The following is a 15,671-nucleotide window of genomic DNA, read 5'->3' on the forward strand; positions in this document are numbered from 1 at the left end:
TTATATTTTACGCTCTACTGTTTCTTTCAATATACTCAGGGCCTTGTGCATATGTTTCTCTACGGCTTTGTTACTGATCTTCAAATCCCGCGCAATATCCGAATACGTTAACTGATCAATACGGCTCATTAAAAAAATGGCGCGGGTTTTATCCGGGATTTTTGCGATGGCTTGCTGCAGTTTTTGATCAAATTCCTTTAACTCCATGATAAAATCAGGCGACTCGTTTTCTTGTCCCAGTACCAGGGAACTGGTAAAGTTTAAACTAATTGTCTTTCGCCGGTGGTGTTTAAAGTATTGATTTTTTGCCAGCGTGTATAACCAGGCCCTTACCGTATCTTGTCTGATTTTTGTATGTTCTTCCCAGAACGTCAGAAACACATCTTGTGTCAGGTCTTCTGCCAAATCAATATCTCCCGAAAGATAATAGATGTAGTTTCTGATATGTGTGTAATGATCATCAAATATTTTGCGAAACCAGACGGTATTGTTTTGCCTGTTTATCATGGATGCAGTTGGAATATTTTAAAATGAACTATGCAAATATAAACATAATGGTCAAATTCTGTTTTCTTTTTTGCCGTATAAAAATCAAATGTTTCTCAAATTTTTGATAATGAAATATTTCGATCCGGAAGCCCCGGAAATGACTGACTACCGGATTAAATCTTTCTGTTAACAATCAAGAAAACAGAATTTTTATTAAAAGGTTCGGAAATTACCCATTGCCCCGGATAGGAAAGTTGTCGTTACTTAGCTGAGATATTAACAGGAACATGTTGATAGCCACCGAAAGGTGCGCATCAGGACTTAGTTATTGCGGTCAAACTATCCCGGATTTCCCGGGTTTTTTATCAAGTTGAAATTGCGATTGATATTTCACATGGTCATGTGACTTATGAGGTATTGTTTTGGTTAAAAGAGAAATCTTTTACCGGACAGTGTATTCTCTGATGATATTAGAACTAATGTTTTATTAATCGTACATTTTGAAAAATGGAAAAACTTTACCTGTGTTTTCGAACATTTCGATTCTTTCAAAAATTCCGTTTGGTATTTTTGATTGTGTTGGGCGGACTCCTGTTCAGTTCCGCTACAAGCTATGCGCAGTATAACCAGGCAGCTGTGGCTCTCGACCAGTTGCGTAATGGTTCTGCAACCAATCCTCTTCCCGACCCGAGCTGGGTAAATGGTAACCTGGGCGCTCAAAATTCTCATTATGCCGAGGGTATGTCGGTCGCATACCGTGCCGTAATGATTAAGATGCCTGTTGGCGTGGACGTTCAACTGACGTTGGAATATGATGCCAAACACAGTGGTAAACATGCCCTGGATTACCTGACACATTTCCAACGGATGGAAGACCACAGTATGTATGGTCACGATGCCGAAATAGTTGACCCCACAAAGGGAACAGCCTTTGACGGGCAATTGATGAGTCCGACCAGTACCTGGGCGATTCCTGCTCCTCCGGGATATAACTCCGAGGTTGCCGGCATGCCGGCATCCAGCCATGCAGCTCTTCCCGGCAGCGAAATCTTGATGGCCATGTGGGGTGGTACCATTTCCGGTATTACGTATACCGACGAAAACGGTGTCGCCCATGCCGCAGATTTGGCGGTGGCTCAGTCAGCACAGAAAATTACCGTTAATTTTACAGCCGAAGCAGCCTCAGTCGTACTTGCCTGGGGCGGACACATCGGCAGCCGGTTGGAGTGGGGATATTTCCCTGACGGAACCCCCAGGTCGGCCGGTGGAATCAGCGGTTCTCCCTATCATATGCGTATCATCGACTGGAACCTGAATAATCTGGGAAACCAGGACCGGTCGCTTTCTGCTGACGCCGTTGCCATACCGCCTACCTGCGATGTTGTACCGGTTGATCAGTTTTGTGGCGGAAAAGTAATCACCTTCCAGGCCACTTCAGATGCCTCAAGTCCAACTTACGTATGGACTATTCTGAACAATACCTCGGGAGCTGCGTTTGTTGGCCCGACAAACGGGGCTGAAGTAACAGTGCTGTCTGAAAATCCGGGCGGATATACCCTGCACGTGGAAATTTCAGATGGACTTCTGTCGTCCGAATGTGAAACGGATGCATTGGTGAATGATGTGCCAATCTCGTTTACGCTTCCTGCTGATATTCATTTATGTCAGGATGAAGTTGGGGCAAGCCTGAGTGTGACCCTTGAAAACATTGATGCAATCGTTGATTACCTTGCTGATCTTGAAATTAGTTTTTCGATAGATGCTGTTTTACAGCAAGATTATATAAAACTTCAAAATTATCTTGCCACCAACTTTCCGGCATTTAGCTGGAACGATTTTGTGGCGATTACCGGTGATGGAGACTTCCCGCTGATTGGCGATCTGATTGCTATGCTTGGCGGGTCGGGTAGCAAAACCATCTCCGTGTCGCTTCGTTTGCCAACAACCGGAATGACCACTGACGTTTGTGTTTTCACCGAGGAAACACAGGTTACCGTTAACGATAACCCGCTATGCTCCATTGCCGGCGACGACTCTGTTTGCCCGGACGGGGAATTTACTTATACCTACGACGGAACGTCAGTGATAAGCACATATGCCTGGAGCGTATCAGGCGATGTAGCAATCATTGGAGGTGCTGATGGTCAATCAGTAACGGTAAAGGCTGACGCCGTTTGCGGAACATTTACCCTTTCATTGGTTGTTACGGATGAAAACGGATGTGAAAGTAGCTGCGAAAAAATTGTAGCTATTCAAGATGAAGAGATACCGGTGATCTCAACCGAAGCAGTTGACGGATACGATTGGGGATGTAACCCCGATGAAATTCCTGTTCCTGAATTTACTGCAACAGATAATTGCGGTGACTTTACACCAAATGTAGCAACAGATGGTCCCGTTCAGGATGCCGAAGGTTGCGGTATGAGTCAAACATGGACGGCTACTGTTGTTGATTATTGTGATAATGAGGCTGTTCCGGTAAGTATTACTTATTACTGGAAAGTCGACCTGGAAGCCCCGGTTATCACGGCCGCCAACGAAGATTCCGACTTAGGTTGTAACCCGACTGCAGAAGAAATCGAAGCAGCGCTTGGCGGCGCAACAGCTGCCGACAACTGCGATGCAGAAGTTACGGTTGAATATACCGACGGCGATGTGATGGGCGATGACTGCCTGAAGAGCCAGACCCGCACGTTCACCGCTGTTGACGAATGCGGCAACCAGGCCGAAGCCGTCACGGTTACGGTAAGCTGGAAAGTTGACCTGGAAGCCCCGGTGATCACAGCTGCGAACGAAGATTCCGACTTAGGCTGTAACCCGACTGCAGAAGAAATCGAAGCAGCGCTTGGCGGCGCAACAGCTGCCGACAACTGCGATGCAGAAGTTACGGTTGAATATACCGACGGCGATGTGATGGGCGATGACTGCCTGAAGAGCCAGACCCGCACGTTCACCGCTGTTGACGAATGCGGCAACCAGGCCGAAGCCGTCACGGTTACGGTAAGCTGGAAAGTTGACCTGGAAGCCCCGGTGATCACAGCTGCGAACGAAGATTCCGACTTAGGCTGTAACCCGACTGCAGAAGAAATCGAAGCAGCGCTTGGCGGCGCAACAGCTGCCGACAACTGCGATGCAGAAGTTACGGTTGAATATACCGACGGCGATGTGATGGGCGATGACTGCCTGAAGAGCCAGACCCGCACGTTCACCGCTGTTGACGAATGCGGCAACCAGGCCGAAGCCGTCACGGTTACGGTAAGCTGGAAAGTCGATCTGGAAGCCCCGGTCATCACAGCTGCGAACGAAGATTCCGACTTAGGCTGTAACCCGACTGCAGAAGAAATCGAAGCAGCGCTTGGCGGCGCAACAGCTGCCGACAACTGCGATGCAGAAGTTACGGTTGAATATACCGACGGCGATGTGATGGGCGATGACTGCCTGAAGAGCCAGACCCGCACCTTCACGGCTGTTGACGAATGCGGCAACCAGGCCGAAGCCGTCACCGTTACGGTAAGCTGGAAAGTTGATCTGGAAGCCCCGGTGATCACAGCTGCGAACGAAGATTCCGACTTAGGCTGTAACCCGACTGCGGAAGAAATCGAAGCAGCGCTTGGCGGCGCAACAGCTGCCGACAACTGCGATGCAGAAGTTACGGTTGAATATACCGACGGCGATGTAACAGGCGATGACTGCCTGAAGAGCCAGACCCGCACCTTCACGGCTGTTGACGAATGCGGCAACCAGGCCGAAGCCGTCACGGTTACGGTAAGCTGGAAAGTCGATCTGGAAGCCCCGGTGATCACAGCCGCGAACGAAGATTCCGACTTAGGCTGTAACCCGACTGCGGAAGAAATCGAAGCAGCGCTTGGCGGCGCAACAGCTGCCGACAACTGCGATGCAGAAGTTACGGTTGAATATACCGACGGCGATGTAACAGGCGATGACTGCCTGAAGAGCCAGACCCGCACCTTCACGGCTGTTGACGAATGCGGCAACCAGGCCGAAGCCGTCACGGTTACGGTAAGCTGGAAAGTCGATCTGGAAGCCCCGGTGATCACAGCCGCGAACGAAGATTCCGACTTAGGCTGTAACCCGACTGCGGAAGAAATCGAAGCAGCGCTTGGCGGCGCAACAGCTGCCGACAACTGCGATGCAGAAGTTACGGTTGAATATACCGACGGCGATGTGATGGGCGATGATTGCCTGAAGAGCCAGACCCGCACCTTCACGGCTGTTGACGAATGCGGCAACCAGGCCGAAGCCGTCACCGTTACGGTAAGCTGGAAAGTCGATCTGGAAGCCCCGGTGATCACAGCCGCGAACGAAGATTCCGACTTAGGCTGTAACCCGACTGCAGAAGAAATCGAAGCAGCGCTTGGCGGCGCAACAGCTGCCGACAACTGCGATGCAGAAGTTACGGTTGAATATACCGACGGCGATGTGATGGGCGATGATTGCCTGAAGAGCCAGACCCGCACGTTCACCGCTGTTGACGAATGCGGCAACCAGGCCGAAGCCGTCACAGTTACGGTAAGCTGGAAAGTTGATCTGGAAGCACCGGTCATCACGGCCGCCAACGAAGATTCAGACCTGGGTTGTAACCCGACTGCAGAAGAAATCGAAGCAGCGCTTGGCGGCGCAACAGCTGCCGACAACTGCGATGCAGAAGTTACGGTTGAATATACCGACGGCGATGTGATGGGCGATGACTGCCTGAAGAGCCAGACCCGCACCTTCACGGCTGTTGACGAATGCGGCAACCAGGCCGAAGCCGTCACTGTTACGGTAAGCTGGAAAGTTGATCTGGAAGCACCGGTCATCACGGCCGCCAACGAAGATTCCGACTTAGGCTGTAACCCGACTGCAGAAGAAATCGAAGCAGCGCTTGGCGGCGCAACAGCTGCCGACAACTGCGATGCAGAAGTTACGGTTGAATATACCGACGGCGATGTGATGGGCGATGATTGCCTGAAGAGCCAGACCCGCACGTTCACCGCTGTTGACGAATGCGGCAACCAGGCCGAAGCCGTCACTGTTACGGTAAGCTGGAAAGTTGATCTGGAAGCCCCGGTTATCACAGCCGCGAACGAAGATTCCGACTTAGGCTGTAACCCGACTGCAGAAGAAATCGAAGCAGCGCTTGGCGGCGCAACAGCTGCCGACAACTGCGATGCAGAAGTTACGGTTGAATATACCGACGGCGATGTAATGGGCGATGACTGCCTGAAGAGCCAGACCCGCACGTTCACCGCTGTTGACGAATGCGGCAACCAGGCCGAAGCCGTCACGGTTACGGTAAGCTGGAAAGTTGACCTGGAAGCCCCGGTGATCACAGCTGCGAACGAAGATTCAGACCTGGGTTGTAACCCGACTGCAGAAGAAATCGAAGCAGCGCTTGGCGGCGCAACAGCTGCCGACAACTGCGATGCAGAAGTTACGGTTGAATATACCGACGGCGATGTGATGGGCGATGACTGCCTGAAGAGCCAGACCCGCACCTTCACGGCTGTTGACGAATGCGGCAACCAGGCCGAAGCCGTCACGGTTACGGTAAGCTGGAAAGTTGATCTGGAAGCACCGGTCATCACAGCTGCGAACGAAGATTCAGACCTGGGTTGTAACCCGACTGCGGAAGAAATCGAAGCAGCGCTTGGCGGCGCAACAGCTGCCGACAACTGCGATGCAGAAGTTACGGTTGAATATACCGACGGCGATGTAACAGGCGATGACTGCCTGAAGAGCCAGACCCGCACCTTCACGGCTGTTGACGAGTGCGGCAACCAGGCCGAAGCCGTCACTGTTACGGTAAGCTGGAAAGTTGATCTGGAAGCACCGGTCATCACGGCCGCCAACGAAGATTCCGACTTAGGCTGTAACCCGACTGCAGAAGAAATCGAAGCAGCGCTTGGCGGCGCAACAGCTGCCGACAACTGCGATGCAGAAGTTACGGTTGAATATACCGACGGCGATGTGATGGGCGATGATTGCCTGAAGAGCCAGACCCGCACGTTCACCGCTGTTGACGAGTGCGGCAACCAGGCCGAAGCAGTAACGGTTACGGTAAGCTGGAAAGTTGACCTGGAAGGACCTGTGATCGAATGTCCTGACGATATCTATGTTGCCGGATGCGAATTAGCGCCATTCATTGAATTGCCTATAGCAACAGACAACTGCGATGGAGCTGTGGAAGTTACCGCTTCCCGTTCAGATGGTTTGGAATTGAACGACCCGTTTGCAGAGGGTATAACCACCATCACGTTCACCGCAGTTGATGAATGTGGTAATAATTCAACTGAATGTGTGGTCAATGTAACCGTTGATCCATGTGAGCCGAACTGTGAAACTGCTTATGGTATGCTGGAAGGCGGTTCAGTTTGCTTCCTTAATGATGGATTCAATCGATGGGGCTGGACAAACTCAATTTCCGAAGAAGGGGAATATTCAATGCCTCTTTACGCCGGAGCAGCCCAATGTAATCCTGATAAGGGCGAACTGGTCGGTAGGGTTGAAGTCACTTATTCAGGAAGTACGCTGACGGTTCAGTACCTAACCGATCCGGGTTATTCGATGAGTGAGGTCCATTTGTACGTCGGATGTGATAAATATCCGCTCGCGAAGAACGGAAAAGAAACCGTCGCTCCCGGACAATATACTCATAATGCAGGAAGTCTGAATAAGGTGAATAATTACACGGTTGAATTTACAAATGTGGAAGGACCTGTTTGGGTAATTGCCCACGCAGTAACCTGTGATGTAAATGGTGCCGGCATGGTCTCCGTTACGGAAATGGGGGTTGACTGTGGCGGGTTTGCATCGGAAGCAGAACAGCCTGTTGTAGAAGCCACCGAAGATTTATCCGGAAAAGATAATAAACCTGTAAAGATCAAAGCTTTCCCGACACCGTTCGACAAGAGTGTCAGATTTGAATTTGTACCAAACCAGGATGGTGAGGCACAGATTGGAATCTATAACTTACTCGGAAGTAAGGTTGGGGATGCCCTTAACGAAATAGTTTACAAAGGAAGAACCTACTCTGTTGAATTTGACGGTTCCGGGTTACCCGCAGGCGTCTATTATTATCGATTCGTGTTAAATAACCAAACGCTTACAGGAAAAGTAATTAAAAATAAGTAAGCTGTGGTTTGAAAGGGAGGGTGTCCATCGGACACCCTTTTTTTTTGTCAACAAATTATTATGTCACTTGTTTAAGAGCGGTTGATTACAACTTAATTCAGGATAAATCATCAACTTTGTGACATGTCATCCCTAAAAAGGCGTTTTTCAGGTACGGTATTTCTGGCAATTATTGCCTGTTTGCTTTGGTCATCGGCCTTTGTTGGTGTAAAGATCGGATTGAAATACCATTCACCTTTTCAGTTTGCAGGGCTGCGGTTTATTATTTCGGGTTTGATGCTTATTTTCTATTTCAATAACAGCAGAGATTATTGGAAAGAAGTTCGGCTGAACTGGCGTTTTGTAATGTTGATAGCGGGTTTGCAGACCGTTATTCAGTACATGTTTTTTTACGCGGGAATCAGTTTGTTGCCGGCGTCAGTTTCTGCCATGATCATTGGTTCGTCTCCCTTGTTTATTTCTATGGTCTCGCATTTCAGTTCTTATAACGACAAAATGGACGGGATGAAAACCTTCAGTATTTTATTCGGAGTGGCGGGAGTGGCCGTTATTAGTTTTGGAAGAAGTGAACTGCCTTCGGGATTGCAGATTAGTTTGTTGGGCGTGGTTTTACTGTTGATGAATAATGTGACATCGGGAGTGGCGAATGTTTTGGTGGCGAAGAAACCCGACGGAATTTCGCCGGTGGTGCTTAGCTCTTCTTCTTTGCTGATTGGCGGGATTGTGTTGACTTTAATTTCTGTTCCCATCGAAGGTTATGGTTTGAAAGCAGTTTCTGCCGAATATTTTGTTGCATTGGCTTGGTTGAGTTTTCTTTCGGCGGCGGCTTTCGGCATTTGGTTTACCCTGCTCCAACGCCCCGGCGTAAAAGTATCCGGTCTCAATTCATGGAAATTCCTGATACCCGTTTCCGGAGCGGTGTTGAGCTGGCTTATCCTGCCTGATGAACAGCCGGATTGGGTCGCTGTATCCGGCATGCTGGTGATTGCCTCGTCCTTATTTATGATGAATTATTCCAACCGGAGAGCTTCCGGCTTACTGCCTCAACCGGTTCCTGTATCTGCAAAAAAAGAAGTTTTCGATCAGAAATAGCGATATACTCCTGTTTGTTTTTTGCCCGACCGGTATTGGAAAAGCAGTGTTGTGTTGTTCAACACTTGAATCTATTTTTTTAATATAATTTGTATTTTGCCATTGGAAAGAAAAAGTTAATTCGTAATTTTAACAAAACTATTATTCCAACACCCGTTATGATACTATCCATCTTTCCGGTTTGGGAGGAACTTAACCTGCTCGAACAAATCTATTGGATCTTTACGATTCCGTCTACCTTAATTTTTCTTGTGATGCTTGTTTCAACGGTTATCGGAGCAGATGTGGATGCCGATGTTGGAACTGATTTTGACGCGTCTCTTGCCGATGGTGACAGTATTCCGTTTCAGTTTTTATCGTTGAAGAATATTGTTGCATTCTTTGCTATGTTTGGTTGGTCGGGCCTGGGGTTTATCCATGCCGGAATGGCCGTTTGGCTGATTATATTATTATCTGTTTTATGTGGTTTTCTTATGATGTTCGCCATGGCTGCATTGTTTTATTTCATGTCGAAGCTGTCAGAAACCGGCAATTTGAGGATGAAAAATGCAATCGGAAAACTTGGTGAAGTTTATTTAACCATACCGGCAAAGCAAGGAGGTCTGGGAAAAGTTCAGATGACCATCCAGGGAACACTCCAGACCCTTGACGCCATGACCAATGATGTCGAACCCATTGTGACCTCATCCATCATTCAGGTGGTTGATGTGATTGATGATCAGATTCTCCTGGTAAAACGATATTCCAACTAAAAATCAAAAATAACCAGCTATGGACAATTACTTTGTGATTATGGTCAGCCTCGCTGCCCTGTTCTTGTTTATGATTATCGTGGCCATGACGAAACGGTATAAGCGTTGCCCGTCCGACCGCATTCTTGTTGTTTACGGTAAAGTAGGAAAGGGGATCAACAGCGAATCCCGTTCCGCAAAATGTATTCACGGGGGCGCTGCCTTCATTTGGCCGATTATTCACGCCTATGAATTTCTTGATCTGACACCGATTTCGATCGAGATTAATTTGAGAAGCGCTTTGAGTAAACAAAACATTCGTGTTGATGTTCCTTCCCGTTTCACGGTTGGTATTTCTACCGAACCAAGTGTTATGACCAACGCAGCGGAACGTTTGCTGGGACTTTCTCAGGAAACGATCAGTAACCTGGCAAAAGATATTATTTTCGGCCAGCTGCGTTTGGTGGTTGCCACCATGGAGATTGAAGAGATTAACAGTAACCGCGATAAGTTTCTGGCTGCCGTGTCGTCAAATGTAGAAGCGGAACTCAAAAAAATCGGCTTGAAACTGATCAACGTGAATGTGACCGACATCAATGACGAATCGGGTTATATTGAGGCATTGGGTAAAGAAGCCGCGGCAAAGGCGATCAATGATGCCAAGAAAAGTGTTGCTGAAAAGAACCGCGATGGTGAAATCGGACAAGCGGATGCCCACCAGGAACAACGTGTTCAGGTAGCCCGGGCCGATGCTACTGCCGTTGAAGGTGAAAATATAGCCAAAGTAACCATCGCCAATTCCGATGCAGAGCGACGCGAAAAAGAAGCTGAAGCCACACGTAAAGCGATTGCCGCCGAGAAAGTGAAACAGGCACAGGCGCTCGAAGAAGCTTACGCGGCCGAGCGTGCAGCCGAATTGGTGCGTGCTGATCGCGATAAAGCGACTCAAACGGCGAATATTGTGGTGCCGGCTGAGATCGATAAGCAGAAAGTTGAAATTGACGCCGAAGCTTTGGCCGAACAAATCCGGCGCCATGCAAAGGGCGAGGCCGATGCCATCTATATGAAAATGGAAGCCCAGGCCAAAGGGATTTACGAAATCCTGAGCAAACAGGCCGAAGGTTTCGATATGTTGGTGAAAGCCGCCGGAAATAATTCGAAAGATGCGGTAATGATGATGATTGCCGATAAGTTGCCCGAATTGGTAAAAACCCAGGTGGAAGCAATCAAAAACATTAAAATTGATAAAGTCACCGTTTGGGAAACCGGAAACGGCAAAGACGGAAAAACGTCGACGGCCAATTTTATGCAAGGCATGTTGGGAGCTATTCCGCCATTGGATGATATTTTTAAAACGGCCGGGCTGGAACTGCCTGATTACTTAAAAGGAAAGACTGCTTCCGTTGAAAAAACAGCGAAATCTGAAGAAAAACAGATAAGGAAAACGGATGAATAATCTGTCTTACAGGATTTGATTTTGGAAGGGTAGCCCTGGGTTACCCTTTTATTTTGAAATAAATTTAACCATTTGGTTAAATTTTTTGGTTAATTTGCTTGCCTGTTAAAAACAGATGCCGTATATTTGACCACATGATTTAACCATTTAGTTAAAATAGCTATGGATTTAAAAAAAGACAATACCGAGGAAAAAATACTGGATGCCGCCACAACGGTATTTGTACGCAAAGGCATGGATGGAGCCCGCATGCAGGAAATAGCCGATGAGGCAAAAATCAATAAAGCCTTATTACATTACTATTTCAGGAGTAAAGACAAGCTGTTTGACGCTATCTTTAGCAAAATCATCAGTTTTGCTTTTCCTAAAATCGGTCAGATCTTGCAATCGGATATCGATTTTAAATCGAAGGTAGAACAAGCTATTGACACCTACCTCGACTTGTTGCTAAAGTATCCTTATTTGCCCGGATTTATTCTGAAAGAGGTGAACCGGGATCCTAGCGTTTTCTTCAAATTGGTGATTAAACATGGTTTTAGTCCAAAACCCATTTTTAAAATCATCTCGGAAGCGATGGACCGGGGCGAAATTATCCGGATGAAACCGGAACACCTGGTGGTCAACGTGATTAGCTTGTGCGTATTCCCTTTTGCAGGTAAACCGGTCATCAGCTTTGTTGCTTTCGATGAGGATAAAGAAGCCACACGGGCTTTTCTTGAAGAACGGAAAGAAGAAGTCAAACGATTTGTACTCAGGGCCATTGAACCCAGATAAACACGAAAACAATGATCAGAAAACAATTATTTCTGTGGTTTTTGTTGCCGGTACAATTGCTGGCACAGGAACCGGTGAGTTTAAGCGATTGCCGGGAATGGGCGCGGGAGCAACATCCTTTTTTGAAACAGCAGGAGCTTTACCGGCAGATGACTGAACTGAAACTGGCAAACAACGAAACCGGTTATCTGCCGCAAATCGGCCTGAATGCCCAGGCCACCTACCAGTCTGATGTAACGCGCGTCGGGATTTCACTCCCCGGTGTCAGTATTCCGGAAGTCTCAAAAGATCAATACAAAATGTACCTGGATGTGCGTCAGCATATTTGGGATGGCGGACTGACCAAAGCCAATGAGCGCCTCGAAACTGCTCAGGAGGCAACCAACCTGCAGGGAGTCGAGGTGGAATTGTACCAGGTGAACGAACAGGTGAATTATTTGTTTTTTACCAGTTTCGTTCTTCAGCAAAACCTGGAGGTTCTGGCTAAAAAGAAGGAAACCCTGGAGGCCGGCAAACGACAGGCCGAATCGGGCGTCAAACATGGCATGGTGCTGGCTTCCGATCTGGATCTGCTGCTTGCCGAACTGATCAAGGTGAAGCAGCAACAAATTGAATTGCAGTCGAACCGGGAAACTGTTCATTCAGCGCTGGCCATCCTGACGGGGAAACAGCCAGCTGATCTTCAAAATCTGGCAATTGAACCAGCTGAGCCGGTTTTTGACCGTCCGGTAAGCCGTCCCGAGTTAAATCTGTTTGATAAGCAGACGGACTTGCTGGATGCGGCATCTGATTTACTTCAGAAAAAACGTAATCCCCGTTTGTTTGGTTTTGGACAGGCCGGTTACGGACGCCCCGGCTTAAATATGCTGAATGATGCGTTTGATACTTATTACCTGGTTGGCCTGGGATTGAACTGGACTGTATTTGACTGGAAAAATACCAAACGCGACAAGGAGATGATCCGCCTGCAGCAGCAAATAGTTCAAACTCAACAACAACAATTTGAACGCCAGGTGAATATTGCGCTCGACAGCGAATCGCGCAAGATCAGGCAATTAAAAGATATACTCGAAAGTGACCGGGAGCTGATTGAACTGCAGGAGCGGATTACGAAAAGTTCCGCCTCAAAGCTTGAAAACGGAGCCATAACCATGTCAGATTATCTTCAGGACCTCAATGCGGAAGCGGCCGCCCGGATCACTTTCGAAACACATAAGGTGCAGTTGGAAGCTGCTAAAATTAATTATCAAAACATACAAGGTAACTAACATTGAAAAACAGAAAAATGAAACTTCAATATGTGGTTGTACTGGCATTGGTCGCGCTGATGTCGTGCAAAGGGAAAGATGACAAATCGGACGCTTACGGCAATTTTGAAACCGATGAGACGATTGTTTCTGCCGAACAGGCGGGAAAGCTGATCAGCTTTGGGCTTCGCCTGGGTAGCCAGGTTGAAAAAGATGAACTTCTGGCGGTAGTGGATACCAGTCAGTTGAGCCTTCAGTTGAAACAGGCGGAAGCGCAACTGCAGGCCGTGGCGATAAAAAAAATCAGTGTCCGGGCGCAGTCGGAGGTTTTGCAGGAGCAAATCAGCAACCTGAAAATCCAGCAGGACCGTGTTCATAAACTATTTGCCGATCAGGCGGCAACCCGGCAGCAGGTAGACGATGTAGACGGGCAGATGCGCGTACTGGAAAAACAGTTGGAAAGTCTGAATACACAATTTAAAACCATCGACAGTGAGATGGTTGTGCTGTCGGCCCAGTGGGATATTCTAAAAAATCAACTGGAAAAATGTCTGGTTACCAGTCCGATGAGCGGGGTGGTACTTGAAAAATATGTGGAGCCGGGCGAGTTGGTTTCGCCCGGCAAGGCGATTGTCAAACTTGGAAACCTGACCGAACTGGATCTGCGCGTTTATGTCAGCGGGGCCCAGTTGCCCCATCTTAAACTTGGGCAAGAGGTAAACGTGTTGATTGATAGTGATAAACGTGATAATCAGGTGATGACTGGTGTTGTGAACTGGATTTCACCGGAAGCTGAGTTTACACCCAAGATCATTCAAACCAAAGAAGAAAGGATAAAATTGGTGTATGCGGTAAAAGTGAAGGTGAAAAATGACGGGCGCCTGAAAATCGGCATGCCGGGCGAAATCCGGTTCGTGAGCAGTGGTCTGTCGCAGTGAGCGGTTGCAGATGCTGAATGTTAACTGCTGGTAGGCAGCAGCCCTTTAATCTGAAATCTGGAATTTGAAATTTGGAACCTAATGATCGAAGTCAAAAACATATCAAAGTCCTACAACAAAACCACGGCTTTGAAAGATATTTCTTTCGAAGTGAAACAAGGCGAATTGTTTGGGTTGATCGGGCCGGATGGCGCCGGAAAAACCACACTGATGCGGATCCTGATGACGCTCCTTCTTCCGGATCAGGGCAAAGCCGAAATGGCTGGTCTCGACGTCATAACCGACTACAAAAAAATCCGGAGCCTGGTGGGTTATATGCCCGGCCGTTTTTCGCTTTACCAGGATTTGACGGTGGAGGAAAACCTGGAGTTTTTTGCCACCGTGTTTGGTACCACCATTGCCGAAAATTACGAGCTGATCAGGGATATTTACGTTCAGATTGAGCCGTTTAAAGCGCGTTTGGCCGGTAAACTTTCAGGAGGAATGAAACAGAAACTGGCTCTTTCGTGCGCACTGATCCATAAGCCCGAAATTTTGATACTCGACGAACCGACTACCGGCGTGGATGCCGTTTCGCGCATGGAATTCTGGGAAATGCTGAAAAAGCTCCGCAAACAGGGAATTACCGTTTTGGTTTCGACACCTTACATGGACGAAGCCAGTCTGTGCGACCGGGTGGCGTTGATGCAAAAAGGACAAATACTGAGTATCGACAGCCCGGCCCGGATCGTGGAAACTTACAAACGAAAGCTGCTTGCCGCCCGATCAGCGGATATGCCGCGACTGATCAACGATTTGCGGGCCTGGGAAAAGGTGGGCACGGCATACGCTTTTGGACAGTTTATGCACGTTACGCCCAAAGATGACAGCCTGGAAGCCGTGGAACTGGAGCGCTACCTGATGGGACGACAACATGAAAAACTGCAGGTGTATGAAATTTCGCCAGGCATCGAAGATGTTTTTATGGCGCTGATGAGGGAGAGTGGTGGTTAACTCTGTGGTCTCCGTGGTTAAAACTGGAAAATATTAAATAGAACAAAAATGGATCAACAAACCCCGGTAATAAAGGTCAAAGATCTTGTCAAAAAGTTTGGCGCTTTCGTGGCAAACGATCACCTGAACTTCGAGGTTCATAAAGGCGAAATTTTTGGTTTCCTGGGAGCGAATGGCGCCGGAAAAACCACCGCCATGCGTATTCTTTGTGGGCTGTCAAGTCCAACTTCAGGAGAAATAATGGTTGGAGGTTTTGATGTTTATAAACAAACAGAGCAAATTAAGCGGAACATCGGCTATATGAGTCAAAAATTTTCGTTGTACGAAGACATGACTATTGCCGAAAATATCCGCTTCTATGCCGGTATTTATGGTATTTCAACAAAACAGCGAAAAGAAAAGGAAGAAATTCTGTTGAAAAAATTGCAACTCGAAACCGAACGCAATAAACTGATTGCCTCACTGCCTTTGGGCTGGAAACAAAAGCTGGCTTTCTCGGTAGCGCTCTTTCACGATCCGCAGATTGTTTTTCTGGACGAACCGACCGGAGGCGTCGACCCGATCACCCGCCGGCAGTTTTGGGATTTCATTTACGAAGCGGCTGCCGAAGGGAAAACCATCTTTGTAACCACCCACTACATGGACGAAGCCGAATACTGCGATCGCGTGTCGATCATGGTGGATGGCCGCATCGCCGCTCTCGACACACCCGAAAACCTGAAAAAGCAGTTTGCTTCAAACGATATGAACGGGGTATTTCTGAAGCTGGCGAGAGGAGTCGTGAGTCGTGAGTAACGAGTCGTGAGTATTTTCATTG

At 48.0% G+C, this 15,671-nt stretch carries 10 protein-coding genes; 9 read left to right on the top strand and 1 reads right to left on the bottom strand.

Going from position 1 to position 15,671, the window contains the following annotated elements; translation table 11 throughout:
• On the bottom strand, nt 1-507 hold the full coding sequence (locus ACOIT5_RS13475; RefSeq protein ID WP_423126676.1) for an RNA polymerase sigma factor: 507 nt from the start codon (nt 505-507) through the stop codon (nt 1-3).
• A 543-nt stretch (nt 508-1,050) separates the two neighbouring features.
• On the opposite strand from ACOIT5_RS13475, the gene ACOIT5_RS13480 reads away from it, so the two are divergent.
• The 9 genes from ACOIT5_RS13480 (at nt 1,051) to ACOIT5_RS13520 (ending at nt 15,649) form a co-directional block, all read left to right on the top strand.
• A complete protein-coding gene (locus ACOIT5_RS13480) occupies nt 1,051-7,623 on the top strand; it encodes a T9SS type A sorting domain-containing protein (protein WP_423126677.1) in 6,573 nt (2,190 codons plus the stop codon).
• A 123-nt stretch (nt 7,624-7,746) separates the two neighbouring features.
• Nucleotides 7,747-8,715 (top strand): DMT family transporter, encoded by a 969-nt coding sequence (locus ACOIT5_RS13485; protein WP_423126678.1) that lies wholly within the window; start codon nt 7,747-7,749, stop codon nt 8,713-8,715.
• Between the two features lie 158 nt (nt 8,716-8,873).
• Nucleotides 8,874-9,467 carry a hypothetical protein gene (locus ACOIT5_RS13490; RefSeq protein WP_423126679.1) on the top strand — a complete coding sequence of 198 codons (594 nt, stop codon included), beginning with the start codon at nt 8,874-8,876 and terminating at the stop codon, nt 9,465-9,467.
• A 19-nt stretch (nt 9,468-9,486) separates the two neighbouring features.
• The gene (locus tag ACOIT5_RS13495; protein WP_423126680.1) at nt 9,487-10,902 is read left to right on the top strand and encodes a flotillin family protein; all 1,416 of its coding nucleotides are present in this window, start codon (nt 9,487-9,489) and stop codon (nt 10,900-10,902) included.
• 162 nt (nt 10,903-11,064) lie between these two features.
• A complete protein-coding gene (locus ACOIT5_RS13500; RefSeq protein ID WP_423126681.1) occupies nt 11,065-11,676 on the top strand; it encodes a TetR/AcrR family transcriptional regulator in 612 nt (203 codons plus the stop codon).
• A gap of 11 nt (nt 11,677-11,687) precedes the next feature.
• Nucleotides 11,688-12,944, top strand: coding sequence for a TolC family protein (locus tag ACOIT5_RS13505; RefSeq protein ID WP_423126682.1), 1,257 nt, complete (start codon nt 11,688-11,690; stop codon nt 12,942-12,944).
• A 17-nt stretch (nt 12,945-12,961) separates the two neighbouring features.
• Nucleotides 12,962-13,861 (top strand): HlyD family secretion protein, encoded by a 900-nt coding sequence (locus ACOIT5_RS13510; protein ID WP_423126683.1) that lies wholly within the window; start codon nt 12,962-12,964, stop codon nt 13,859-13,861.
• A gap of 81 nt (nt 13,862-13,942) precedes the next feature.
• A complete protein-coding gene (locus ACOIT5_RS13515; RefSeq protein WP_423126684.1) occupies nt 13,943-14,854 on the top strand; it encodes an ABC transporter ATP-binding protein in 912 nt (303 codons plus the stop codon).
• A 48-nt stretch (nt 14,855-14,902) separates the two neighbouring features.
• The gene (locus tag ACOIT5_RS13520; protein WP_423126685.1) at nt 14,903-15,649 is read left to right on the top strand and encodes an ABC transporter ATP-binding protein; all 747 of its coding nucleotides are present in this window, start codon (nt 14,903-14,905) and stop codon (nt 15,647-15,649) included.
• Nucleotides 15,650-15,671: the final 22 nt, after the last annotated feature.

The sequence above is a fragment of the Gaoshiqia hydrogeniformans genome (assembly GCF_049347105.1).
In the GTDB taxonomy this organism is placed as follows: Bacteria; Bacteroidota; Bacteroidia; order Bacteroidales; family Prolixibacteraceae; genus Gaoshiqia; species Gaoshiqia hydrogeniformans.